The organism is Mesorhizobium sp. 131-3-5, assembly GCF_016756575.1.
In the GTDB taxonomy this organism is placed as follows: domain Bacteria; phylum Pseudomonadota; class Alphaproteobacteria; order Rhizobiales; family Rhizobiaceae; genus Mesorhizobium; species Mesorhizobium jarvisii.
Genome location: NZ_AP023254.1, coordinates 724,991 through 751,003 on the forward strand (window position 1 = coordinate 724,991; position 26,013 = coordinate 751,003).

A 26,013-nucleotide genomic window follows, 5' to 3' on the forward strand; every position below is an offset into this window, starting at 1 on the left:
CACATGTTCTTTAACGAGAAAAAACATCTTTATCAGTGAACTGGCTGCGACACAGGCCGCACAATCGAGCCTGACTGGCACATGACGCCTTGGCCGGCCGCCGATAAAGGCAGTTGACCCAAGCAGGCGAGGAAAGAAGCATGGCGGATCTGGCAGGCAAGGTGGTTGTCATCACGGCGGCGGCGCAAGGCATCGGCAAGGCGAGCGCGCTGGCCTTCGCCAAGACTGGAGCCACCGTCCACGCCACCGACATCAACGAGACGCTTCTCGCCGAACTCGCCAAGACGCCAGGGATCAAGACCCGCAAGCTCGATGTGCTCAACGACGAGGCGGTCAACGCCGCCTTCGCCCAGATCGGCCGCGTCGACGTGCTGTTCAACTGCGCCGGCTTCGTCCATTCCGGCTCGATCCTGGAGATGAAGGATGGCGATCTCGATTTCGCCTTCAACCTCAATGTCCGCGCCATGATCCGCACCATCAGGGCCGTGCTGCCCGGTATGCTGGAGCGCGGCGACGGATCGATCGTCAACATGTCTTCGGTCGCCGGCGCCGGCAAAGGCGTGCCGAACCGCTTTGCCTATGGCGTTACCAAGGCCGCTGTCATCGGCCTGACCAAGGCGATTGCCGCCGACTATGTCGGCAAGGGCATACGCTGCAACGCCATCTGCCCCGGCACGGTCGAGAGCCCGTCGCTGCAGGACCGCATGCATGCGCAAGGCGACTACGAAGCCGCCCGCGCCGCCTTCATCGCCCGCCAGCCGATGGGCAGGCTCGGCACGCCGGAGGAAATCGCCGATCTCGCCGTCTATCTGGCCGGCGCGACCTACACGTCCGGGCAGGCCTATAATATCGACGGCGGCTGGTCGATCTGAGATCGGGCTCCGCCCTAATTTTTGCCGGGGATCGGGAAGTCTGAAAATCCAGCGCGCGGGCCCGCCCAACAGCTGTCCGCGCTTGCCCGAGATGAGGTCGATGGGTACGGTCCGCCCGGCTCCTCGGGGAGCCATCGCCTCGGCGGAGAGTTTGCAAAAGGCCGCGAGGCCGCAACCAGGAGAAGGATTTAGATGAAACTGCTGCGCTATGGCGAGGTGGGGAGCGAACGTCCCGGCCTGCTCGATGCGGATGGAACGATCCGCGATCTCTCCGCCCATGTCGCCGACATTGCCGGCACCACGCTTCATCCGGCCTCGTTGGAGATGCTGGGCAAGCTCGATCCGAAGTCGCTGCCGGTGGTTTCCGGTAAGCCCCGCCTCGGCGCTTGCGTCGCCGGCACAGGCAAGTTCATCTGCATCGGCCTCAATTATTCCGATCACGCCGCCGAAACCGGCGCCACCGTGCCGCCGGAGCCGATCATCTTCATGAAGGCAAGCTCGGCCATTGTCGGGCCGGACGACGACGTGCTGATCCCGCGCGGCTCTGAAAAGACCGACTGGGAAGTCGAGCTCGCCGTGGTCATCGGCAAGACGGCGAAGTATGTCAGCGAAGCCGATGCGCTGGATTATGTCGCCGGCTATGCCGTCGCGCATGACGTCTCCGAGCGCGCCTTCCAGGCCGAGCGTCAGGGCCAGTGGACCAAGGGCAAGAGCTGCGACACGTTCGGCCCGACCGGCCCGTGGCTGGTGACCAAGGACGAAGTCGCCGATCCGCAGAACCTGAAGATGTGGCTGACCGTCAACGGCAAGACCATGCAGAACGGCTCGACCAAGACCATGGTCTATGGCGTCAAATATCTGGTGTCTTATCTCAGCCAGTTCATGTCGCTGCATCCGGGCGACATTATTTCGACAGGCACGCCGCCCGGCGTCGGGCTGGGCATGAAGCCGCCGGTGTTCCTCAAGGCCGGCGACGTGGTGGAACTGGGCATCGAGGGCCTGGGCCAGCAGAAGCAGACGTTCAAGGCTGATTTGTAGGCGGCGGCTCCTGACCTTCTCCCCTTGCGGGAGAAGGTGGCCTCGCGAAGCGAGGTCGGATGAGGGGTGCTCCAGGGAACGCCGACGTCTCACTCCGCTGGAGCACCCCTCATCCGTCTCGGCGCTAGCGCGCCGATCCACCTTCCCCCACAAGGGGGGAAGGAAGAGCGCGGTCCCGCGCTACTTGATCGTCTTCCCATCCGCGCCAAATCTATACGTCTTCGCCGGATCCGGCGTCGCATAGAGCGTCGCGCCCGGCTCGGCGTCATAGACGCCGAAAATCCGCACCGTAATCAGTCCGGCCTTTTCGCAATCAAGATAAAGATTGGTGTCGGCGCCGAGATGCTCGGCATGCACCACCGTGCCCTTCCAGGCGCCTGATTTCGTGTCGACGGTCAGATGCTCCGGCCGCACGCCGATGGTCTTGGCCGTCTCGCCGAGGCGAGCGCCGTCGATGAAATTCATCTTCGGCGAGCCGATGAAGCCGGCGACGAATTCGTTTGCCGGTGAATTGTAGAGCTCCATAGGACCGCCGATCTGCTCGATCCGGCCGGCGTTCAGTACCACGATCTTGTCGGCCAGCGTCATCGCCTCGACCTGATCGTGGGTGACGTAGATCATCGTTGCCTTCAGCCGGCGGTGCAACTGCGCGATCTCAAGCCGGGTGTTGACGCGCAGCGCCGCATCGAGGTTCGACAGCGGCTCGTCGAAGAGAAACAGTTTTGGCTCGCGCACCACCGCGCGGCCGATGGCGACGCGCTGGCGCTGACCACCGGAGAGTTCGGCCGGGCGCCGTTCGAGATAGGGCTCCAGCGACAACATGGACGAGGCGATGCCGATACGGCGATCGATCTCCGGGGCGGGCGTGCCGGCCTGTTTCAGGCCGAGGCCCATATTGTTCTTCACCGTCAGATGCGGGTAGAGCGCGTAGGTCTGGAAGACCATGGCGATGCCGCGCTTGGCCGGCGGCGTGACGGAGACGTCCTGACCGTCGATGACCACGCGGCCCGAGGTCGAATCCTCCAGCCCGGCGATGACCCTGAGCAAGGTCGACTTACCGCAGCCCGACGGGCCGACGAAGACGACGAATTCGCCATCGGTCACTTCGAGGTTGATGCCCTTCAGCACCTCGACCGGCCCGAAGGCCTTCTTCACATTCTCGATCTTCAGCGAGCCCACAATATTGTTCCTAGCTTTAGAGTTTGACGGCTGCGCCGCTGCGCACGCTCTCGTCGGCGGCAAGGCAGACGGCGAGCGACTTGACCGCGTCGTCCATGTGGCGGGTGAGATCCATGTCCTCGCGGATCGCCTTCAGCACGAAGGCCTGTTCGAGATCGCAGAGGTCCTGGTGGCCGGGTTCGCCCGCCATGGACAGCATCTCGTCCGCCTTGACAAACTTCCCGTCCGGGCCGGTCGCCGCACTGTGCAGCCGGATGGTCGAGGTCTTGGTATGGGTGTCGATGTCGTCGGACTTCACACCTTCCTTCATGACGATCGACACGCAGCCATTCGGCGAGATGACGTCCTTCACGAAGAAGGCGGTTTCGGAAATCATCGGCCCCCAGCCGGCCTCATACCAGCCGACCGAGCCGTCATCGAACAGCACCTGCAGGTGGCCGTAATTGTACATGGTCGGCGCGACCTCCTGCGTCAGCCGCACGCCCATGCCACGCACCTCGACCGGCCTGGCGTCGGTGATCTGCAGCATGACGTCGAGATAGTGGACGCCGCAGTCGACGATCGGCGAGGTCGTCTGCATCAGCTGCTTGTGCGTCTCCCAGGTATGGCCTGAGGATTGCTGGTTGAGGTTCATGCGGAAGACATAGGGGCCGCCGAGCTTGCGCGCCTCGGCGATCAGCCGGATCCAGGACGGATGGTGGCGTAGTATGTAACCGATCACCAGTTTCCTGCCGTTGGCCTTGGCGGCGGCGACGACGCGTTTGGCGTCGGCCACCGTCGTTGCCAGCGGCTTTTCGACAAAGACGTGGCAGCCGGCCTCGAGCGCTTTCACCGCATAGTCGGCATGGCTGTCGGAATAGGTGGCGATGCAGGCGACATCGGGCTTTTCCTCGCGCAGCGCCTCGTCGAAAGACCGCCTGATGCCATAGGCCGACAGGCCTTCCGGCAGCGGCACGTCGGAGCGGTTGATCAGGGCTGCGATCTCGAAGCCCGGATTGGTGTGATAGGCCAGCGCATGGCTGCGGCCCATATTGCCGAGCCCGGCGACGACGACGCGAAGAGGCTTTTGCGAACTCACTTGACGGCTCCGGAAGTAATGCCGCGGATCAGCTGCCGCGAGAAGATGACGTAGAGGATCAGCACCGGCATGATCGCCAGCGAGAGTGCGGCCAGGATGGCGTTCCAGTTGGTGACGAACTGGCCGAGGAAGAGCTGCGCGCCGAGCGTCACCGTCTTGGTCTCTTCCGACGGCGCCAGGATCAGCGGAAACCACAGATCGTTCCAGATCGGGATCATGGTGAAGACGGCGACCGTCGCCATCGAAGGCCGCACCAGCGGGAGCACCAGCCGGAAGAAGATGGTGTATTCCGACAGGCCGTCGATGCGGCCGGCATTCTTCAAATCGTCGGACACCTGCTTCATGAATTCCGACAGGATGAAGACGGCGAGCGGCAGGCCTTGCGCGGTGTAGACCAGGATCAGCGCGGTCAGCGTGTTGACCAGCCCGCTTGCCACCATCAATTGCAGGATGGCGACGGTACCCAGCCGGATCGGGATCATGATGCCGAGCGCGAGATAGAGCCCCATCAGCGAATTGCCGCGGAAGCGGTATTCCGACAGCGCGAAGGCCGCCATCGCGCCGAACAGGAGCACGAAGAACAGCGAGGCGACGGTGACGACGAGGCTGTTCTGGAAATAATGGATGAAGTCGCCCTGGCCGATCACCGTGGTGTAGCCGATCAGGTCGAAGGTCTTCGGCGTCGGCGGCGTCAACGGCGCGCCGAAGATGCCGGCGCGGGATTTGAACGAATTCATGATGACCAGGATCACCGGGAACAGCGCGATCGCCGTGTAGGTCAAAAGGATTGCGTGGGCGCCGATGGTGCGAGGCAGCGAACGGGTGGCGGTGCTCATTGGATGGTCTCCTGGACAATCGCGATCCGTGAGGTCGGCGCCCAGGCACCCCCCTCTGCCCTGCCGGGCATCTCCCCCGCAAGGGGGGAGATTGGCAGCTTTTGCGTTGCCGCACGTCTTGCAACGCTGGAGATTGGCGAAGGCCGAAATGACATCCGATCTCCCCCCTTGCGGGGGAGATGGCCGGCAGGCCAGAGGGGGGTGTTCAGCCGTAACATATCCACCCCTCAGAACTGGTAGCGACGCAGGCGCGTCTGGACGAGGAAGAGGTATACGCAGACGCCGCCGAGGATGATCATGAACATCATCGTGGCGATCGCCGCGCCCATATTGGGATCGCCGACCTGCAGCTGGAAGCCGAAGAAGGCGCGGTAGAGGAAGGTGCCAAGAATGTCGGTCGAATAGTTCGGCCCGGCGAGCGCGCCCTGTGCGGTGTAGATCAGGTCGAAAGCGTTGAAATTGCCGACGAAGGTGAGGATCGAGATGATGCCGATCGACGGCAGGATCAGCGGCAGCTTGATCTTCCAGAACTGCGACAGGCCGGTGATGCCGTCGCATTCGGCGGCCTCGATCACCTCTTCGGGAATCGACAGCAGGGCGGCGTAGATCAGCATCATCGGGATGCCGACGAACTGCCACACCGAGATCAGGCTGAGCGCGGTCAGCGCGTACTGCTCCTTGCCGAGCCAGGGCGTGAACAGGCTTTTCAGGCCGATAAGGTCCATCATATGCGGCGCCACGCCCCACAGCGGCGACAGTATCAGCTTCCAGGCGAAGCCGACGATGACGAAGGACAGGATGGTCGGCACGAAGATCGCCGTGCGGTAGAAGGCCGCGAACCTAAGCCTGGGGCTGGACAAGAGGGCGGCCAGCATGACGCCGATCGGGTTCTGCACCAGCATATGGATGATGAAGAACCAGACATTGTTGCGCAGCGCATTCCAGAAATTCACCGACCAGTTGGGATCGCCGAACAAGGTGCGGAAATTGTCCAGACCGACAAAGACCTGGTGCTGCTCGATGTTGCGGAACAGCGAGAGCTGCAGCGTGCCGGCAAGCGGCAAGATCATGATCGCCGTATAGACGAGCACGGCCGGCGCCAGGAAGATGGCGATGTGCCAGCGAAACGGTCTTTTCGGTCTGATATCTGCGGCCATGAGTTCGGTTCCCGCCGTCTCTCGGTTCCAGACGATGTTGTTGCTAGATGATGCCTCGATGCACGGCCCCAACCTCCTTGCCCGGTGCGGCAAGAACAAAGGCCTCGACTGATCAGCTAGCCTTCCCCAAGACGAGCAAGGGTAAGGCCGCGAGGCGGTGCCGACAATCGCTATCTGAACGGACTTATTCTGAAGGCCAGGGTATCCGGAACCGGCCAGGCAAGCGCCCGGCCGGCTCCGTTGCCTGAGCTCTTACTTCGCCGGCTTATACCAGCTGTCGAGACCGGTCTGCAGCTTCTTGGCCGCGGCTTCCGGCGTGTCGGTGCCGTTGATGACGTTGGCCGATTCAACCCAGGTCTCGTTTTCGAGGTTCGGCGTGCCGCGCGACAGGATCTGGTAGGTCGAGCGGATCGTCGACTTGCACTTGCCGCGCCAGGAGACGAATTCCTGCGCCAGCGGGTCCGCCATCTTCACCGGCGAGGAATTCAGGCTGAAGAAGCCCGGCAGCGCGTTGGCGTAGATGGTGGCGAAGTCCGGCGAGGCCACCCAGGACAGGAAGGTCTTGGCCGCGTCGGCATGCTTGGAGGCTGCATTCAGACCCATACCGATATCGGTATGGTCGGAGATGTAGCAGGTGTCGCCGGCCTTCTCGACCGGTGGCGGGAAGGCGCCCATCTTGAACTGGGCCTGGGTGTTGAACAGGCCGATCTCCCACGAGCCGGCCGGGTAGATGGCGGCGCGGCCGAGCGTGAACAGGTTCTGGCTGTCCGGATAGGTCTGCGCCTCGAAACCGTCGCCGAGGTAAGGCTTCCACTTGGCCAGCTCCTCATAGGGCGCGACCCAGTCCTTGTCGGTCAGCTTCTGCGTGCCCTTGATCAGCGCGGCGCGGCCGTCCTCGCCCTTCCAGTAGTTGGGGCCGATATTCTGGTAGCCCATGGTCGCGGCTTCCCAGAGGTCCTTGGTGCCCATCGCCATCGGGATGTAGGTGCCGTCTGCCTTGATCTTGTCGAGCGCGGCGAAGAACTCGTCGCGGGTCGTCGGCACCTTGATGCCGAGCTTGTCGAAGGCGTCCTTGTTGTAGATGAAGCCGTGGATGACGGACGCCATCGGCACGCAGAAGCTCGCCTTGCCGTCATCGGTCTGCCAGGCGGACTTGGCGACCGGCGAGAAGTTCTCCATGCCGGGCAGCGCCGAGAGATCGGCGAGGTTGCCCTTCTTGTAGAGCTCGAGCGACTTGTCGAAGGGGCGGCAGGTGATCAGGTCGCCCGCCGAGCCGGCGGCGAGCTTGGCGCCGAGTGCTGCGTCATATTCGGTCGGAGCCGATGGCGCGAACACCACCTTGATGCCGGGATTCTTGGCTTCGAAGGCCGGGATCAGCTTGTCCTTCCAGATGGCAAGGTCGTCGCCGCGCCAGCTTTCGATGTTGAGCGTTACGTCCTCGGCATGAGCCAACCCGGCCGAGCCGAGAATGCTGGTGCCCAGAAGCAGTGCCGTCAGTAATTTCGTTGTCATGCTCAGTCTCCCTGTTGACCTTTTTCAGGTTCGGTTTTGATGAGAACAGAGGTTTTAGGCCCCTTGCTCCCCTCGATCGCGGAAAGCGCCGGTCGCAGCTTCTGGCCGGTTCCTTCCAGCAGTTTCTCCGCCGCATCGGCGCTGTCGGCGCCGGCGGCGAGCAGAATGGCGGTCTTGACCGCGCCGCCGCTCTTTTCGAGCAGCCGGGCGGCTTCGTCCCTGTCGCGCCCGCTGATGGCGGCGACGATACGCGCGGCGCGGTCGCGCAGCTTGATGTTGTCGGACATGAGATTGACCATGTAGCCGTCATGGACATGGCCGAGATGGACGGCGGTCAGCGTCGACAGCATGTTGAGCGCGATCTTCTGGGCGGTACCGGCCCCCATGCGCGTCGAGCCGGCGATCACTTCCGGCGGCGTTTCCAAGAGGATGGCGGTTTCCGCCTGACGCAGCAGCGCTGAGTCCCGGTTGTTGGCGATGCCGATGGTGGCCGCGCCACGGCGCCGGGCGTCCTCGATGGCGCGCACCGCATAGGGCGTGGTGCCGCTGGCGGAAAGGGCGATCAGGCAATCGCCGGCGCCGATGCCGGCCTTGGCGACCGCCGCCGCGGCTTCCTCCGTATCGTCCTCGGGGCCGCCGGCCAGCGTCTTGAAGGCCTCGTCGCCGCCGGCGATCAGGATGGCGATGCGGTCGCGCTGGATGCCGAAAGTGCCGGGAAGCTCCAGGGCGTCGGCCAAAGCCATCAGGCCGGAACTGCCGGCCGCGGCATACGCAAGCTTGCCGCCGCCGTTCAACCGGCTGGCGATGATCTCGGCTGCCCGAGCGATGGCGGGGATGGCGTTGTGGACGGCCTTGGCGGCTTCGATCTGCGCATCGGCCAGCGAAACAAGGATGGCTTCCGGAGCCTGGATATCCAGCCCCTCGGCATTCCTGTGAAGCGCTTCGGTGCGCGTTTCAGCCATCCGTGTTCCTCCAATACCAGAACAATACCAAAAAAATACCACTTGTCCACACGCATTAACGAAATCGCGGAGAGGAAATCGTTCAGCCGACGAAATGTTCAGGATTTTCAATAAAATACGGCTTAATCTTTTTGAAACGGAAATTAACTCTTGGCTATTGGTATTTTATTGGTATTATCCGCCCGGAGGAGAAATCGCGTGAAATTCGTGCTCGGTATCGATGGCGGCGGCACCAGCTGCAGGGCCGCCCTGGCAACGGTTGAAGGTTCGGTCATCGGCCGTGCCAAAAGCGGCGCCGCCAACATCCGCACCGACCTCACCGGCGCGCGCTCGAACATTGTCGACGCCGCGCGGCAAGCCTTCATCGCCGCCGGGAAGGATCCCGAACTCATCCCGCAAACACCGGCCATTCTCGGCCTTGCCGGTGCCAATGTCGGCACCTACCGGCAGCAGCTCGAAGCCATCCTGCCGTTCAGCACAAGCCGTGTCGAGACCGATGCCGAGATCGCGCTCGAAGGGGCCGTCGGCTCCGGTGACGGCGCCATGGCCATCCTCGGCACCGGCACCGCCTATATGGCGCGCAAGGATGGCACGTCGCGCGCCATCGGCGGCTGGGGCTTCCAGGTCGGCGACCAGGGCAGCGGCGCCCGCATCGGCCGCGACCTCCTGGAGCAGACGCTGCTTGCCCATGACGGCGTGCGCGCGGCTTCGCCGCTGACCGACGCCATGATGGCGATCTTCCGCAACAATCCCGAGGACGTGGTCGAATTCACCACCAATGCCAAGCCCGGCGATTTCGGCGGCTTCGCGCCGAAAGTGTTCGAGCATGCGCAAAAGGGCGATGCCGTCGCCAACTGGATCGTCGACAAGGCGGTCGGCGATGTCGAGGCCTCGCTGGGCGCACTCGGCCTTTCGGATGACGCACCGCTTTGCCTGCTCGGCGGGCTGGCGCCGCTTTACGCGCCGCGCCTGTCGGCGCGCTACCGGGCACTGCTGAAGCCGCCGCTCGACGACGCGCTGGGCGGCGCGGTGCAGATGGCAGTCCGGCTTTTCGCCAAGCCAGTGGAGGCGGCGCGATGAGCGACGCCGCCGACCAGATCTTCGCCACGCTGAAGCAATCCGCGCAAAGCGGCGCGCCGCTCTACCTGCAGCTGCGCAAGAGCATCGAGGACGCCGTCAACCGCGGCCTGATCGGCCCGGGCGACGCGCTGCCTTCCGAACGCGACATCGCCACCAAGGCCGACATTTCGCGCGTCACCGTGCGCAAGGCGGTGCAGGATTTGGTCAAGGGCGGGATTCTCGTGCAGCGCCACGGCTCCGGTACTTTCGTGGCGCCGCGCATGGAGCGCGTCGAGCAATCGCTGTCGCGGCTGACCTCGTTTACCGAAGACATGGCGCGGCGCGGCATGGCGGTGCGTTCGGCATGGCTGGACCGCGGCCTCTACGCGCCCTCGCCCGACGAGATGATGGTGCTTGGCCTGTCGTCGAGCGAGCTGGTGGCGCGCGTGGCGCGCCTGCGCATCGCCAACGACACGCCGCTGGCGATCGAACGCGCCTCGCTGTCAGCGAGCGTGCTGCCCGACCCAGCTGGTATCGGCTCCTCGCTCTATGCGGCGCTGGAATTGACCGGCAACCGCCCGGTACGGGCGGTGCAGCGCATCTCGGCCGCCAATCTCGGCGACAGCGATGCGCGTCTGCTCGAAGTGCCGCCCGGTATCGCCGGCCTGCATATCGAACGCATTTCCTATCTGGCAAGCGGCAAGGTGATCGAATTCACCCGCTCCATCTACCGGGGCGACGCCTATGATTTCGTTGCCGAACTGCGGCTGACAGGGCCGAGCGAAGAGGGCCGACCATGATCTCCAACACCACCCATATGCAGCGCGAGATCGAGGAGATCCCTGAGGCCGTCGCCCGGCTGCTCGACGGCTCCGGCGCCGTGCTCGCCGAGGCCGGGCGCGGTATCAAGGAGCGCGACCCGCATTTCGTCGTCACCGTGGCGCGCGGGTCGTCCGACCATGCGGCCACCTTCATGAAATATGCCGTGGAGCTGACCGCGGGCCTTGCCGTCGCTTCGGTCGGTCCGTCCATCGCCTCGATCTATGGCCGCAAGCTGAGGCTCGACGGCTCGGCGTGTCTCGCGATCTCGCAGTCGGGCAAGAGCCCCGACATCGTCGCCATGGCCGAAACCGCCCGCGCCGGCGGCGCGCTGACCATCGCCGTCACCAACACCGCCGACTCGCCGCTGGCGCGCGCCTCGGACTATGCGATCGACATCCTTGCCGGGCCCGAGCGTAGCGTCGCGGCCACCAAGACCTTCGTCAATTCCGCGGTCGCCGGTCTCGCGTTGATGGCGCATTCCACCGGCGACGAAGCACTTCTGGCAGCGTTGGCCCGCTTGCCCGAGCATTTCGGCAAAGCGATCGCCTGCGACTGGATGAGCGTGCTGGCTGAAACCATCGAGAAGCAGAAATCGCTGTTCATCCTTGGCCGCGGCCCGTCGGCGGCGATGGCCAACGAGGCGGCGCTGAAGTTCAAGGAAACCTGCGGCATGCATGCCGAGGCCTATAGCGCGGCCGAAGTCATGCATGGCCCGCTGGCGCTGATCGGTCCCGATTTTCCGGTGCTGGCGCTGGCCGCGCGCGATGCGTCAGAACCGTCCATCACTGAGGCGGCCGACGGGCTGGCGGCCAAGGGGGCGCCGGTGTTCGTCACCTCAGCGCTTGCCAACCGCGCCACGCGCCTGCCGCATGTCGCCACCGGTCACCCGCTGACCGATCCGCTGACGCTGATCGTTTCGTTCTACGTGTTCGTCGAGGCCTTCGCGCGCCATCGCGGCCTCGATCCGGACACGCCGCGCAATCTTCGCAAGGTGACGGAGACCGTATGAGCGACCGTTTTGCCCTGACTGGCGCCCGCATTTTCGACGGTGACGACTGGCATGAAGGCCACGCCCTAGTCGTGCGCGACGGCCTGGTCGAGGCGATTTTACCCACCGGCGCCATTCCCTCGGATATCCGCGCCGCCGACACAGGCGGCGGCATGCTGGTGCCGGGCTTCGTCGACATCCAGGTCAATGGCGGCGGCGGCGTCATGCTCAACGACCACCCCGATGTCGCCTCGATCGAAACCATATGCCGGGCGCATGCGCCGTTCGGCACGACGGCGCTGCTGCCGACGCTGATCACCGACACGCCCGCGATCACCGCTGCCGCCATCGCCGCCGGCGAGGCCGCCGCGCGGCAAAAGGTGCCGGGCTTCCTCGGCCTGCATCTTGAAGGCCCGCATCTGTCGATCGCGCGCAAGGGCGCGCATGATCCGGCGCTGATCCGGCCGATGACGGATGCCGACCAGGCAATGCTGATCGCGGCGCGGCCGAAACTGCCGGTGCTGCTCACCACCATCGCACCGGAATCCGTCGATCCGGCACGCGTTACGGCCTTGGCCAAGGCCGGCATTGTCGTCAGCCTCGGCCATTCCGACACGGGCTACGCCACGGCAAAGGCCTTTGCCGAGGCCGGTGCCGGCGTGGTCACGCATCTGTTCAACGCGATGAGCCAGATCGGCAACCGCGAGCCTGGCCTCGTGGGCGCGGCCGTCAACATCGGCACATTGTCAGCCGGACTGATCGCCGACGGCATCCACGTCCATCCGGCCAGCATCCGGATCGCGCTCGACGCCAAGCAGGGGCCGGGCAAGATCGTGCTGGTCACCGATGCGATGGCGACGATCGGCACCGACATGACCTCGTTCACGCTCAACGGCCGCACCATCTACCGCAAGGACGGGAGCCTGCGGCTTGCCGACGGCACGCTGGCCGGCGCCGATCTCGACATGATCTCGGCTGTGCGGTTCATGCATGAAGTCGTCGGTGTCGATCTGTCCGAGGCCTTGCGCATGGCCTCGCTCTATCCGGCGCAGGCGATCGGCCAGTCGCACCGGCTTGGCCGTCTGGCCAACGGCACGGCGGCCGACATCGTTGCGCTGTCGGACGATCTTGGCATAGGAAGCGTCTGGATCGGCGGCGACAAGGTGTTCGAGGCCGGCGCTTCACGCTGAAGGCGGGGCCATGCAGACAATCGATTGTGTCGTCGCCGGAGCGGGCGTCGTCGGGCTTGCCGTCGCCAGGGCGCTGGCCGTGTCGGGCCGCGAGGTGGTGGTGGTCGAGCAGGCCGATGCGATCGGCACCGCCACCAGTTCGCGCAATTCCGAAGTCATCCATGCCGGGCTCTATTATGCGCCGGGAAGCCTGAAGGCCCGACTCTGCGTCGAAGGCCGCCGGCGTCTCTACGCTTACTGCGCCGAGCACGACATCGCCCATAAGCGCACCGGCAAGCTGATTGTCGCCAGCGAGCCCGGCCAGACCGACGGGTTGCGGAAGATCGAGGCCAATGCGCGACGCAGCGGGGTTGATGATCTCGAGTTTTTGACGCAAAGCGAGGCCGAAAGCCTGGAGCCGGCACTGACCTGCGCCGGCGCACTGCTGTCGCCATCGACGGGCATTGTCGACAGCCATGCGCTGATGCTGTCGCTGCGCGGCGAGGCCGAAGCCGCCGGTGCGTCCTTTGCTTTCCTGACCACCGTTGCAAGGGCGACGGTGGAGGCTGGCGGGATCCGGATCGAAACGCGCGATGCCAATGGCGAGGCCCTCGCCCTGGATGCCGGCGCTTTCATCAACGCTACGGGCCTCGATGCGCAGGCCCTGGCCGGCCGGATCGACGGTTTCCCCGGGGATTTCATCCCCCGGCAGTGGCTGGCGCGCGGGAATTATTTCGCGCTTCCCGGCCGGTCGCCGTTTTCGCGGCTGATCTATCCGGTTCCGGTCGAAGGTGGCCTCGGTGTCCATCTGACGCTCGACCTTGGCGGCAGCGCGCGCTTCGGACCCGATGTCGAATGGATTGACCATGTGGATTACACGGTCGATCCCGGCCGAAGTGCTGCCTTCTACGAAGCGATCCGGCGCTATTGGCCCGATCTTGCCGACGGCGCCTTGCAGCCAGCCTATGCCGGGGTCAGGCCGAAACTATCAGGTCCCGGCCAGCCTGCCGCCGATTTCATCATCCAGGGTCCGGCCGACCACGGTGCAGGACGGATTGTCAACCTGTTCGGCATCGAGAGCCCCGGCCTGACGGCAAGCCTGGCCATCGCCGACCATGTCGTCGAACTGCTGTACCCGCGATAGCGGTCGCAGCCGGGAATTTTGCCATATCAAGCGGGCGGCATGAAACCTTTTGATTTCAAGCTCGTTGTCGGGGCGTATGTCCGAGGCGAAACCCAGATCGAAACCGGCCGACGGCATCAAACCGCGCGGCACCCCCAAGCCGCGACGGCAAAAGCCGCGTGACGAGAGACCGCGCGGGGAGGAACCGGGCGAAAAGAAGCCGCGCGACAAGAAGGCATCGACCGTGGAAGCGGCGGCGTCCGAGATTGTCGGCGAAGCCCCACCGCCGGAGGCCGCCGAACCCGATCCCGAGCTGACGCCCGAGCAGGTAGAACAGGCGCGCAAGAAATATTTGCTGAAACGGTTCTGGATCAGCGGGCGCGGCTATTGGGGGCGGCACGGCGACAGGCTCGGCTGGCCATTGACGATCGGGCTGCTGATCCTGATCGGCATCAATGTCGGCTTCCAGTACGGGATCAATGTCTGGAACCGCTCGATTTTCGACGCCATAGAGAAGCGCGACGCCCACACCGTCTATTTCCTGAGCGCGGTGTTCGTGCCGCTCGTCATCGGCAGCATCAGTCTTGTCGTCACGCAGGTCTATCTGCGCATGACGATGCAGCGCCGCTGGCGCGCCTGGCTGACCACCTCGGTGATAGCGCGTTGGCTCGCCAATGGCCGCTACTACCAGCTGAACCTCGTGCAGGGCGACCACCAGAACCCCGAGGCCCGCCTCTCGGAAGATCTGCGGGTCGCCACCGAGGCGCCCGTCGACTTCGTCGCCGGTGTGATTGTCGCCACCCTGTCGGCCTCGACCTTCATCGTGGTGCTGTGGACGATCGGCGGGGCCTTGAGCTTCACCCTGGGAGGCTCGACTTTCACGGTGCCCGGCTTCCTCGTCGTCACGGCGGTGATCTATGCCGCGATCACCTCCACGTCGATGTTCGTCATCGGCCGCGATTTCGTGCGGCTGTCCGAAGAGAAGAACCAGGCGGAAGCCGAATTCCGCTACGTGCTGACGCGCGTGCGCGAAAACGGCGAGAGCATCGCCTTGCTCGGCGGCGAGGAGGAGGAACGCAGCGGCATCGACAAGACCTTTGCCGGCGTGCTGAAACGCTGGGCACAACTGACCGGCCAGCACATGCGCACGGCATTGGTGTCGCAGGGTTCGAGCCTGTTCGCACCGGTCGTGCCGGTGCTGCTGTGCGCGCCAAAATTCCTTGAAGGCTCGATGTCGCTCGGCCAGGTCATGCAGGCGGCGTCCGCCTTCGCCATCGTGCAGGGCTCTTTCGGCTGGCTGGTCGACAATTATCCGCGCCTCGCCGACTGGAACGCCTCCGCACGCCGCATTGCTTCGCTGATGATGTCGCTCGACGGGTTGGAGCGCGCCGAGCAGAGCGACGAGCTCGGGCGCATCCAGCACGGCGAGACCAAGGGCGACACCATGCTCTCCCTCGACAATCTCTCCGTGACGCTCGACGACGGCACGTCCATGGTGAAGGAAACGGAAGTCGCGGTCGAAGCGGGCGAACGGGTGCTGGTGTCGGGCGAATCCGGCTCGGGCAAGTCAACTCTGGTGCGGGCGATCGCCGGCCTGTGGCCATGGGGAAGCGGCAGCGTCAATTTCCATCCCGACAAGCGGTTGTTCATGCTGCCGCAGCGGCCCTACATCCCTTCGGGCACGCTGCGCCGGGTGGTCGCCTACCCCGCGGCCGCCGACAAGTGGAAGCTCGACCAGATCAAGGCCGCTCTCGACAAGGTCGGCCTCGGCCACCTCGCCGGCCGGATCAAGGAGGAAGCGCCCTGGGACCAGATGCTGTCGGGCGGCGAAAAGCAACGTGTCGCCTTCGCGCGCCTCTTGCTGCATCGCCCCGACATCGTCGTGCTGGACGAGGCAACGTCGGCGCTGGACGAAAAGAGCCAGGACCAGATGATGGAAACGGTGATCCGCGAACTGCCTGAGGTTACCATCGTCAGCGTGGCGCATCGCACCGAGCTGGAAGCGTTCCACACCCGCAAGATCACGCTGGAGCGGCGCAAGGGCGGCGCGAAACTGGTCGGGGATATCGATCTCGTGCCGCGCAACCGCAAACGCGGGCTATTTCAGCGCGCCTTGTGGGGTTCCGGCACCAGGATCAACAAGCCGCGCAAGACGGCGAACGGCAGTTAGGACGCGTAAATATCCTTATAGGCGTCGCGCAGAAGATTCTTCTGGACCTTGCCCATCGTGTTGCGCGGCAATTCGTCGACGAAGATCACTTGCTTCGGGTGCTTGTACCTGGCCAGTCGCCCGGCGATGGCGCCGAGGATTTCGGCTGCGGTGATCGCTGCCCCCGGCGCCCGCACGACGACCGCGGTGACGCCTTCGCCGAAATCCGGATGGGCGACGCCGATGACGGCGCTTTCGCTCACTCCATCAAGCGCGTCGATCTCGCTTTCGAGTTCCTTCGGATAGATGTTGTAGCCGCCCGAAATGATCAGGTCCTTGCCGCGGCCGACGATATGGACATAGAAGTCGGCGTCGACCATGCCGAGATCGCCGGTGATGAAGAAACCGTCGGCGCGGAATTCCGCCTTGGTCTTTTCCGGCATGCGCCAGTAGCCGCCAAAAACGTTCGGACCCTTGACCTCGATCATGCCGACCTGCCCTTGGGCCAGCGGCTTGCCGCTGTCGGGGTCGACGATGCGCAAAGCGACACCCGGCAAGGGGAAGCCGACCGTGCCGGCGCGCCGTTCGCCCTCATAGGGGTTCGAAGTGTTCATGTTGGTCTCGGTCATGCCGTAGCGTTCGAGGATGGCGTGGCCGGTGCGCTCGCGCCAGGCCTTGTGCGTGTCGGCCAGCAGCGGCGCCGAGCCGGACACGAACAGGCGGATGGTCTTCGTCGCCTGTCGGTCCAGTCCATCCTGCTGCAGCAGCCGCACATAGAAGGTCGGCACGCCCATCAGCGCGGTGGCGCGCGGCAGCAGCGCGACGATCCGGGCCGGGTCGAATTTCTGCTCGAACAGCATCGAGGCGCCCGCCATCAGGACGACATTGGTGGCGACGAACAGGCCATGGGTGTGGAAGATCGGCAGCGCATGGATCAGCACGTCGCCCGATGTGAAGCGCCATTGCTCCACCAACACCCGCGCATTCGAGGCCAGGTTTTCGTGGCTGAGCATGGCGCCTTTCGAGCGGCCTGTGGTTCCCGATGTGTAGAGGATTGCCGCGAGATCATCGGGCCCGCGCGCCACATCGTGAAAATCCGACGGCAGACGCGAGGCCTGGTCCGCCAGCGATCCCCGGCCGTTGCGGTCGAGCGTGACGACGACGGCGCCGGATGGCTCGACCATGCGCCCGATATCGGCCGCCCTTGCCGGATCGCAGACGATGACGCGCGGCGCCGCATCCCCGAAGAAATAGGCAAGCTCGGTCAGCGTGTAGGCGGTGTTGAGCGGCAGGAAGACAGCGCCGGCGCGCACGCAGGCGAGATAGAGCAGCAGCGCCTCCGGGCTCTTGTCGACCTGCACGGCGACCCGGTCGCCGGGCTTGACATCCAATTGCAGCAGCGCATGCGCGAACTGTGCCGACCGCGCCAGCATGTCGCCATAGCTGAGCGAGCGCCCGTCATCGGTTTCCATCAACAGATGCCCGGGCGCCGGCATCCGGGACTTGAACGCATCGAACAGATGATTGCTCATGAAGTCTTCCCGCAGTGACGGCAATGGCGACGCCGGCAACGCCTTGAGGGCTACATGAGTCGGCGGCGAAGAGTTGGCGTTTCCAAGCCATGCCGTCAAGGCCGCAAACGGCGGTCCAGCACGTCACTCCCGCCGAAGGTCGCGACAAGGCGCCAAGGGAAAGATCGTTACCGCCGGGCGCGTGCGGCCGAGGCGGCGACCTTTGAGACTTCACCTTGCTTGAAACGCTCCATGCATATGGAAGCGGTCAGCTGGTAGTGCTCGATCAAGGCCTGGACCGCGCCATCGGCATTGCCGTCCAGCGCGTATTCGGCGATCAGCCGGTGTTCGGCGGAACCGTCGCGCGGGACGCTTTCGCCGCCATTGGCCATTTGCCGGTAGCGATAGGCGTGATCGGAAAGCTGATCGCAGAAACCCACGAGCCAGTGCGACCGGCAGGCGGAGATGAGCACGCGATGGAAGGTGCGATGCAATTTCTCCCAATCCGGATCGAGCGACGAGGGATCTTGCTGCGAAAGACGTGACGCGCGGCCCAGGCGATGCAGCGCCAGCACCAGTTGTTCTTCCCATTCCGCGGTGCGGTGGGCGATGGATTCGCGAAGCGCCCGCTCCTCGAGCCAGCAGCGGGTGCGCGTCAGCTCCTCGAGCTCCGCCGCACTGACCGGCATGATGAAAAAGCCACGCTGGTCGTGGCGACCAAGAAGTCCTTCGGAGGCAAGGCGATTGAGAGCTTCGCGAACCGGGGAAGCGCCGGCGCCATATTTGGAAACAACCCACTCGACCCGCAGCTTGCTTTCGGTTTCAAGAGCGCCGCTGAGAAGATCCTCCCGCAATTGTTGGTAGACCGTACTGGCAAGTGTGCTCTTGGATCCTGTGCCGTCGTCGTTCAGGTTGGCAGCTCCGTATGTCAAGGTTGACTCCTTGTCCCCAATTTTCCGGGCAATGCGAGTCCTAGAAGAATCTTCCGTACGTGTACCATACAATGTCTGCGTCAAGGGGCTCAAGCAGAAGATGGCGCTATTGTACTTAAGCACAAAGAAATATACTCCGCTCTGCATCTGATCGTGGAAACTTGCGCATCTCTACAACCAGCAGAAACTTAACGTGTTTTGTATACACGCAGGTTTATCCGTTTCTTGTGTGCCTGTGCGAGCATCTTTTCTGTCGCGCGCAAAGACTGCGGGCGGTTTGCCCCAATCAGGCCCGTCAGCGAATCCGATTCGTGGCGGCGCGTTAGAGCAATTCCAGGAAAAGTGTGAGCGGTTTTCCCGGGAAAAGCGCGGAGCGCTTTCCCTTGAGAATTGCGCCAAAACAAAGCGTTAGAGCGATCCGCCGTTTCCGTGAAACGGTGAAACGCTCTAGCCGGCGGCCTTGTCGGCCGCTGTCCTGATCGCCTCGATGTTGGCGCGGTAGGCTTCAACGCTGCCGCCCTTGAAGATGGCCGCACCCGCCACCAGCACATCGGCACCGGCTGCCGTGACCAGGGGGGCTGTCTCCGGCGACACACCGCCGTCGATCTCGATGCGGATCGGCCGGTCGCCGATCAGCGCCTTGACCCTTCTCACCTTGTCGACGACCCCCGGGATGAAAGCCTGGCCGCCAAAACCCGGATTGACAGTCATGATCAGGATCAGGTCGAGCCGGTCGAGCACATATTCGATCATCGTTTCCGGCGTCGCCGGATTGAGCGACACACCGGCCTTCTTGCCGAGATTCCTGATGGTCTGCAGCGAACGGTCGAGATGCGGCCCGGCCTCGGCATGCACGGTCATGCCGTCACAGCCGGCCTCGGCGAAAGCGGCGAGGTAGGGATCGGCCGGCGCAATCATCAGATGGCAGTCGAAGAAGGCCTTGGTGCGGTTGCGGATCGCCTTGATGACGGGCGGGCCGAAGGTGATGTTGGGGACGAAATGGCCATCCATGACATCGAGATGGATCCAGTCGGCGCCTGCCGCCGCGACGGCTTCGACCTCGTCGCCGAGCCTCGAAAAGTCCGAAGCCAGCACCGATGGTGCGATCAAGGTCTTTCTGCTCATCCTGCGGCCTTTCCGGGCGCCCTTTTCATACCGGTCACTCTGGACCGACTGCCTAATGCCCGGCGGGTGACTTGTCGAGGGTGCAGACGTGGCGGCTCCACAGGCTTGGGTGGCGTTGCCGCGTCTGCGATCCCCGATTGCCGGTGCCATGAAGAAAAACCCGCCGGATTGCCCCGGCGGGTTTCTGGTCTGGCGTCGAGCAGCTGGTTACTGCTGCTGGAGCTTCAGGATTCTGTTTGGTGCTGGATCCTGCTGCTGGTCGACCTGCGGCTGACGCCGTGGCAGCACCTGCTGCAGCAGCAGTCCCGGGTTGATCTCAAGCGATGGTTGTCCCCGGATCGGACGGCAGTTTGGATACCGTCCGATCGTGCCTTCCGGGCAGCGCCGCTTGAAGATCGGCTGGCACTGGCCATTGATCATCTGGGTGCCCGGCGCGCACTCCGTCTGCTGCCTGGGCCTGCGGCATGCGCCGTCGATCACCTCGGTCCCGCGCGGACAGACACACTCGCCGCGCTTGTTGTGGACCTGGCCGCGTATGTCGCATTGCTCCAGTTGCGGCTGCTTGCGCCGACATGCGCCGTCGATCACCTCAGTCCCACGCGGGCAGACGCAATCGCCATTGGCATCGTGCACCTGGCCGCGGATAGCGCACTGCTCAGGCTTCGGCCGGACCGGACGGCAGGCGCCGTTGCGCACCTCGGTGCCCTGCGGACAGACGCAATCGCCATCGCCATTGCGGATCTGGCCGGGGATGCGGCACTGCTGAGGCTTCGGCCGCACTGGACGGCAAGCGCCGTTGCGCACCTCGGTCCCCTGCGGGCAGACGCAATCGCCATCGGCATTGCGGATCTGGCCGGGGATGCGGCACTCCTGGGGCTTCGGCCGGATCGGGCGGCAGGCGCCGTTGCGCACTTCGGTCCCTTGCGGGCAGACGCAGTAGCCGTCGGCGTCGTGGATCTGGCCGCGGATGGTGCACTGCTCGGGCCTGTTGGTGCTGACGCACTTGCCGTTCTCCAGCGCCGTGCCGCGCGGGCAGATGCAGCGCCCGTCCTCGGTGCGGATCTGGCCTTCGAGCAGCACGCAGCGCTTCGGCGGCGGTGGCGTCGGCAGAATGTTGGTGCCGCCGCCGGTGCACTGGCCGTTGCGGAAGGTGGTGCCTTCCGGGCAGACGCAGCGGCCGGCATCGTTCATGACGAAGCCCGGCGAGCATTCCTTCTTCACCTCATGGGTGATGATGAAGGGATGGCACGCATAGGCTTTGCCGCGATCGCCCTGCACATTGGCCGCATCCTTGGACAGCACGTCGCCGCCGTCCTCAACCCGCGTGTCGGGAGACAGGACGCCAACGCAGTTCTGGCCATTGACGTTGCCCTGCAGGTTGGCCAGACGCCCGTCGTCGGGAATGACTACGGTGACATGATGCGACTGGCTCTCGCCGGCGCCGAGCGTCAGGTTGGCGATGCAGGACAGAGGCAGGGTTGCCGGTTCGGGCGAGCAGCCGAAGGGCGGATCGATCGAGGTGATCGCGACGCCGTCCAGCCGGCCGAGACCTTCGACGCCGATCGCATCGCCGATGCGGACCGGGCCGGAGAAGGGGCTCGTCCCGTCATTTGATATGGTGATGTCGAACGAGCAGGGCTGGCCGAGCCGGCATTCGCGGTCGCCGGTCTTCTCGACACGGATGGTCGAAGCGCCGCCGCCCTTGGCGCAGGCCTGGCCGATCGGATAGACGATGTCGTCGCCAGGCGCCCGACCATAGGAGCCGCGCGCGCAGTTTTCGAACTCGCCATTGGCCGAGACCGTGACGTCGAAGTGCCTGCTGGTTCCGGGCGTCATGACGGCGCCGGGAATCTGGCACGACAGCGTGTTGGCCGGAACCGGTCCGCACGCCCATTCCGCGCCGTCAGGAGTGACGGTCTGGATCTGGACGGGCGCGCCGCCCGACACCAGCGTGGCGGCATCGTTGACCCGCACCGGCCCGGTGGGGGCGGCCGTGCCGGCGTTGGAGACGGTGATGCGGCAAGAGACGACCGCGGCACCGGCCAGCGAGCCGTTGCACACCTTGGTGATGCGCAGGCCAGGCTTGCCGCCATTGGGACGACGGATGCGTTCCTTGGCGCAGGCCTTGTTGTTGGTGAGATCGACCTCACCGGGAATGGCCTTCACCGCGGCGCAGTTCTCGACCGTATCCGACTGATAGTCGGCCGGCATGACCGCCTTGACGAAGATCGGCGTCGAGGCGCCCGCGGGCAGCGAGATGCCGGCATTGTCGCAGCGGAACTGGCCGGGGCCGTTCGGACCGCATGTCCAGGGCGGGCTCGGCCCGAAGGTCGAGGAGCTCGGTGCGCCGCCAGGATAGTTGTCGATCACCGTCAGCGGCCCGTTATAGGTCGATGTGCCGTTGTTGATGATGTCGATCACGAAGTAGCAGACGCCGTCCGGCGTGCAGACCGGGATGCGCGCGCGCTTCTTCAGGATCAGGTCGACCTTCTTCTCGACCGGCGGCTGGCAGTCGCGGTCACGATCGCCACGGCGGCAGATCGGGATCGAGGCGCAGCCACGATCATTCGACTGGCTGCCGAACAGCGGCTTGCCGCTGGCGGCATAGTTGTAGGTCGCGCAGTTGCGCAGCGCACTGCCTTGCCAGCCCCCGGCCTGCTTGAAGCCGAGCTTGAGGTCGACAAAGGCCCCCGGATTGAGCGTGGTCACCGGATAGGTGCATGTCATCGGCGTGGTGCCGGGCACGCAGACCCAGGGCGGATTGGGCCCTGAACTCAGCGTCGAGCCGGCCGGCAGCGTCACCTCGTCGAGCACGATCTTGCCGTCGTAGGGCGCGGTGCCGACATTGGTGACCCTGATGGTGAAGTCGCAGCCGCCGGCCATGGTGCAGCGTGGGACATCGGCGCGTTTCTCGACCTTGAGATCCGGCTCCTTGTCCTTGGGCGGGCACCGCTGGTCACGCGGGATGACGATGTCGATGGTCTGCGTGCAGCACAGGCCCCAGCCCTCCTTCGGCCCGGCATAGGTCTCGATGCCGGTGACGATGAGGTGGATGACGTCGCCGGGCGATGCGCCGACGATCTTCCAATTGAGCACACCGCCGCCCACCGGCACCAGCTGGGTGTCGGGGATGATGGTGATGCCAGGCGTGGTGGTCGACACCTGCACCCACTTGCCGCCCATCTCCGGACCGACCGGCATGTGGTAGATGAAGGCGCCGCCGCCGGGCACGCAATCGACCGTGCCGCGTTCCACCTTGAAGCATTCCTTGCCGGGAGGTGGTGGCGGCGGGTTGCATTTGGTGACATCGATCTTGATCGAGGTCTTCACACCGGTCTTGTAGTCACCATCGTCAGGCTTGCTCGGATCTTGCGACGGGATGATGGTCCCGGTGCCGGCTTCGTTGCTCACCTTGATCAAGCCCTGATTGTCGACGATCGTCGGCGCGGGAAACGCCGCATGGTCGATCTTGGCGGTGATCTGGAAATTGATGACACGTTCATTGGCGGCACCGGCGCCGTCGAGATCGGCGGCGGAGAGCCGGAAATCGGACACCGTGGCGGTATCATTGGGACCCGCCGTATTGCTGATCGTCGCGCTCGGCAGGGGTCCGCCGGAGGCATCCGTGCCGTCGCCGGACACATTGACGTTGACGATGGCAAGGCCGTGCGGAAGCTGGTCCTTGAACTCGATCTTGAGTTTCTTCAGCAAGCCCATCAGGCCCGGATCGGCAAAACCCTGCGGGTCACCGCGCAGGCCGAAGCTCAGGGAGTAGACGACATAGTCGCAGCCTCTCTGGGTGCCTTGCTTGGTGAAGAACGGGACGACCCGCTCCGGCCTCGGATTGACGACGCGCGAATTGTCGAGATCGAGCCTCAGTTCCGGGGTGATCGGAGCGGCGTCTTCCGCGTGGCTCGCGAACGGGGTTAGCATGGCGACCGCGATACCGGCCGCCATCAGCCAGCGCGCGCCGCGCCTGGCGTATGACAGGGGTTTCATGATCGTCTCCATGACGGTTGCGTGGTTTTGCGCGAGCGGGGAGAGTGCGAGATTGTTCATCTTCCCCTCCTCAACGTTCGCAGCTGACGGCTGGGGTGCGGAGCGGCAAGGTCATCTTGCAGCAAGGGTAGTAGCCACCCTTGTCCTTGTCGGACTTCCTGTAGAAGCAAAGTCCAACATCCACTCTGTCGCCCGGATAATGGCCGGTGATGCCGATCGTGTAAGGCTTGCCGGGCGCATGCGACATGGGTGACGTCACCGCGACGCCTGGCGTCCCGGACTGGGCCTTGATCGAATCGCCGCCGAAGCCGGCATGGTCATGGAGATAGAGATCGGCCTCGAGGCCCGAAGGCGTGCAGTAATATTGCACGTCGTCGACATCGAGACAGGGAGGCAGATTGCCGGGCGGTGGGAAGTCCGGCGGGTAGAAGGGTGGCAGATAGCCGCCCGGGATTTCTTCATAGTAGCCGGCGCGGCCCTCGCAGGGGTGCCAGACGGCGACGTCGCCGACATGGCCTTCCACCTCGGGATCCTCGAAATAGCCGTCGAAATCGACGAACCAGGAACCGAAGGGCGGCACGTTGGCCGGCTTGACCAGGTCCTTGGGCGTGATCTGCACGCCGTGCACGGCGAGCGGCCCGCCGGCGGCGAGTTGCTCGGCAAGCGTCGGATTGTCGCGCAGTTTGTCGCCGGTGTTGACCAGCGTCTGCGTGCATACCGAGGTGTCGAGATTGCCGTCGGCGTCATAGCCATATTGCAGGTCGAGGCCGCCGGCCGACTGCCGGTTGCCTTGCGGGAAACCGACCGCGTATTCCTGCGGCACTTCCACCCAGACCGATTCCGTTGCCGGATCGTCCGGATTCTCACGCCAATAACGGATGACCTCGCCTTTGCCGGAATCCGCGAACTGGCTGTAATCATAACGGTTTTCGACCGGGCCGCGCTGGGCGAGATACATGAAGCCGCTGTTGTCGAAGGCGATGTCGGTGACGGCGTAGTCCTTGTCGGCCTTGACCGTCAGTTCCCAGCGCGGGTCGCCGGCAAAGCTGCCGTCGCGGGCAATGCCCACCGACCAGATTTCCGACTTTTCGCCGACCGAATAGTAGAGCCGGCCGCCATGGTAGGAGACGGCCCAGACGCGGCGCTCGTCCTGGGTGTAGCCCCAGGTCTCGGGGTCTTCGGTGTCGAAGGCGGCACCCTGAATGTCCATCACCGCGCCGTCGTCGGCGACGGGAGCCAGGCCATGCGCCGGGCGCCCGGCGACGCCATGATCGAACGTGTCGATCAATCTGCCGGTGGCGTCGATGCGATGGATCAGGCCGGTGTCGAGATCCGAGGCGAAAAACTGGCGGTGGTTGGGATCGAAGGTGAGATTGCCGATGCCGGGGCCGCTGTTGGTGTCGATGTCGGCGAATTTGGCGACCTGGCCGGTGATGCCGTCGATCTTCCAGATGGTGCCGGGTCCGCCGCCGTTTTCGGTGCCGAACTGGCCATCCATGAAGGCGGCGCCCGCCGTGCCGCGGCGCTGCCGCTCCGGCCTGCCGTCATTGTCGGTATCAGGCGTGACGATGCGGATGCCGTGCAGCGAGGTGGCGGCGGCGTAAAGATTGGGAACGCCAGACGGAACGCCTTCGCGCACGCCGTCATCATAGGTGAGGCCGAAAACCTGGCCGATCTGGCCGGCCGTGACCTCGAAGGGCGGCGGCGTGAAGACGAGCTGGCCCGAGGCCGGCCCGCCGAGATGCGAAACATCGAAAACGCGCAAAGTGGCGCGCGTGGTGTCGATGAAGGTTTCGTCGACCGGATCGACACCGGGCGGCAGGCCTTCGTCGAAATTCGGAATGATGGTGCCGGAAAATCCGGTGACCGCCATCGAGCCGGGATAGATGATCTGGGTGTCCTGCGCCCGGGCGACGCCGCCAAGCCAAAGGCCGGCGGTCAGGGCAAACACAAGAAGTTCGCCGGTTGCCTTGATCAGGCGGTGCAACCGGCTGGTGCGAGAAGACACGAACGGGCCGTGATCGCAAGACATGGAACTCCCCCCGAAGTCTGCGGGAGGAGCCTCCGGCTGTGCCGCGCGAACCAGGGCAAGGCGCGGCGGTCCGGCTCGTTCTTCCCTGCTCGAATTGTCTGCTTTCCTCGTTGTTACGATACGCCTGCTCTTACGCAGGGTCAACGGAATCAGCGGGAAGCCCAGCGCATCGACCCCGTCCCGAAGGCGGTGGTCGCGCCGAGCTCCTGTTGTTCCCGGAGACCTCAGAGCCTCTGGGTTGCTGGTCATGGGGGCTTCCTTTCCGGGCCGCACCATGCGGCACCTTGACCTCTGTCGCGGACGGAGGTGGAAAGGTTCATGGAAGCCTTGCGCAGAATGCTTGCGCCCGATGCTGCCTGTTCTTATATACGCGCCAAGCCGTGCGACGCCGGGACACCGGTGGCCGGACGGGATTTCTTATGAACAGGGGCTTTCGTCGGAACGCCTTCATGGGTCCTGAAAGCCTGCTT

General features: G+C 64.6%; 19 protein-coding genes. 8 read left to right on the forward strand and 11 right to left on the reverse strand.

Annotation, left to right across the window (positions count from 1 at the left end):
• Positions 1-140: 140 nt before the first annotated feature.
• Together JG747_RS03410 and JG747_RS03415 are read left to right on the forward strand one after the other, a co-directional pair.
• The gene (locus JG747_RS03410; RefSeq protein WP_202361153.1) at positions 141-872 is read left to right on the forward strand and encodes an SDR family oxidoreductase; all 732 of its coding nucleotides are present in this window, start codon (positions 141-143) and stop codon (positions 870-872) included.
• 192 nt (positions 873-1,064) lie between these two features.
• Positions 1,065-1,910 (forward strand): fumarylacetoacetate hydrolase family protein, encoded by an 846-nt coding sequence (locus JG747_RS03415; RefSeq protein WP_202361154.1) that lies wholly within the window; start codon positions 1,065-1,067, stop codon positions 1,908-1,910.
• Between the two features lie 180 nt (positions 1,911-2,090).
• Here JG747_RS03415 and JG747_RS03420 read toward each other — a convergent pair whose 3' ends face one another.
• The 6 genes from JG747_RS03420 to JG747_RS03445 all read right to left on the reverse strand — a co-directional run bounded on the left by JG747_RS03420 (position 2,091) and on the right by JG747_RS03445 (position 8,634).
• Positions 2,091-3,089 (reverse strand): ABC transporter ATP-binding protein, encoded by a 999-nt coding sequence (locus tag JG747_RS03420; protein WP_202361155.1) that lies wholly within the window; start codon positions 3,087-3,089, stop codon positions 2,091-2,093.
• 16 nt (positions 3,090-3,105) lie between these two features.
• A complete protein-coding gene (locus JG747_RS03425) occupies positions 3,106-4,167 on the reverse strand; it encodes a Gfo/Idh/MocA family protein (RefSeq protein ID WP_202361156.1) in 1,062 nt (353 codons plus the stop codon).
• Positions 4,164-5,003, reverse strand: coding sequence for a carbohydrate ABC transporter permease (locus JG747_RS03430; protein ID WP_010912697.1), 840 nt, complete (start codon positions 5,001-5,003; stop codon positions 4,164-4,166). The genes JG747_RS03425 and JG747_RS03430 overlap by 4 nt, the downstream gene beginning before the upstream one ends.
• A 227-nt stretch (positions 5,004-5,230) precedes the next feature.
• Positions 5,231-6,160 carry a carbohydrate ABC transporter permease gene (locus tag JG747_RS03435; protein WP_202361157.1) on the reverse strand — a complete coding sequence of 310 codons (930 nt, stop codon included), beginning with the start codon at positions 6,158-6,160 and terminating at the stop codon, positions 5,231-5,233.
• Between the two features lie 252 nt (positions 6,161-6,412).
• Entirely contained in the window at positions 6,413-7,672 is a 1,260-nt protein-coding gene (locus JG747_RS03440) for an ABC transporter substrate-binding protein (RefSeq protein WP_143974041.1), read from the reverse strand.
• Between the two features lie 2 nt (positions 7,673-7,674).
• Entirely contained in the window at positions 7,675-8,634 is a 960-nt protein-coding gene (locus JG747_RS03445; protein ID WP_202361158.1) for an N-acetylmuramic acid 6-phosphate etherase, read from the reverse strand.
• 198 nt (positions 8,635-8,832) lie between these two features.
• Between JG747_RS03445 and JG747_RS03450 the strand changes: the two genes are divergently transcribed.
• From JG747_RS03450 to JG747_RS03475, 6 genes are all read left to right on the forward strand, one after another.
• A complete protein-coding gene (locus tag JG747_RS03450; protein WP_202361159.1) occupies positions 8,833-9,714 on the forward strand; it encodes an N-acetylglucosamine kinase in 882 nt (293 codons plus the stop codon).
• On the forward strand, positions 9,711-10,493 hold the full coding sequence (locus JG747_RS03455; RefSeq protein WP_095202943.1) for a GntR family transcriptional regulator: 783 nt from the start codon (positions 9,711-9,713) through the stop codon (positions 10,491-10,493). The genes JG747_RS03450 and JG747_RS03455 overlap by 4 nt, the downstream gene beginning before the upstream one ends.
• Positions 10,490-11,524, forward strand: coding sequence for an SIS domain-containing protein (locus JG747_RS03460; protein ID WP_202361160.1), 1,035 nt, complete (start codon positions 10,490-10,492; stop codon positions 11,522-11,524). The genes JG747_RS03455 and JG747_RS03460 overlap by 4 nt, the downstream gene beginning before the upstream one ends.
• Positions 11,521-12,693, forward strand: coding sequence for an N-acetylglucosamine-6-phosphate deacetylase (gene nagA, locus JG747_RS03465; protein ID WP_019862375.1), 1,173 nt, complete (start codon positions 11,521-11,523; stop codon positions 12,691-12,693). Before JG747_RS03460 ends, nagA begins: the two co-directional genes overlap by 4 nt.
• Positions 12,694-12,703: 10 nt before the next feature.
• The gene (locus JG747_RS03470; RefSeq protein WP_202361161.1) at positions 12,704-13,816 is read left to right on the forward strand and encodes an NAD(P)/FAD-dependent oxidoreductase; all 1,113 of its coding nucleotides are present in this window, start codon (positions 12,704-12,706) and stop codon (positions 13,814-13,816) included.
• Positions 13,817-13,892: 76 nt separating this feature from the next.
• Positions 13,893-15,965, forward strand: coding sequence for an ABC transporter ATP-binding protein/permease (locus tag JG747_RS03475; protein WP_202361162.1), 2,073 nt, complete (start codon positions 13,893-13,895; stop codon positions 15,963-15,965).
• Here JG747_RS03475 and JG747_RS03480 read toward each other — a convergent pair.
• The 5 genes from JG747_RS03480 to JG747_RS03500 all read right to left on the reverse strand — a co-directional run bounded on the left by JG747_RS03480 (position 15,962) and on the right by JG747_RS03500 (position 25,819).
• On the reverse strand, positions 15,962-17,476 hold the full coding sequence (locus tag JG747_RS03480; protein WP_019862371.1) for a malonate--CoA ligase: 1,515 nt from the start codon (positions 17,474-17,476) through the stop codon (positions 15,962-15,964). The genes JG747_RS03475 and JG747_RS03480 overlap by 4 nt on opposite strands.
• A 167-nt stretch (positions 17,477-17,643) precedes the next feature.
• Positions 17,644-18,387, reverse strand: a complete 744-nt coding sequence (locus tag JG747_RS03485; RefSeq protein WP_202362224.1) for a GntR family transcriptional regulator — start codon at positions 18,385-18,387, stop codon at positions 17,644-17,646.
• A gap of 447 nt (positions 18,388-18,834) precedes the next feature.
• Positions 18,835-19,512: a ribulose-phosphate 3-epimerase gene (gene rpe / locus JG747_RS03490; RefSeq protein ID WP_038651055.1), complete on the reverse strand. Its 678-nt coding sequence runs from the start codon at positions 19,510-19,512 to the stop codon at positions 18,835-18,837.
• 207 nt (positions 19,513-19,719) lie between these two features.
• Complete coding sequence (locus tag JG747_RS03495; protein ID WP_202361163.1) at positions 19,720-23,571, reverse strand: DUF7929 domain-containing protein; 3,852 nt, start codon at positions 23,569-23,571, stop codon at positions 19,720-19,722.
• Positions 23,572-23,581: 10 nt separating this feature from the next.
• Positions 23,582-25,819, reverse strand: a complete 2,238-nt coding sequence (locus JG747_RS03500) for a hypothetical protein (protein WP_202361164.1) — start codon at positions 25,817-25,819, stop codon at positions 23,582-23,584.
• Positions 25,820-26,013 lie beyond the last annotated feature (194 nt).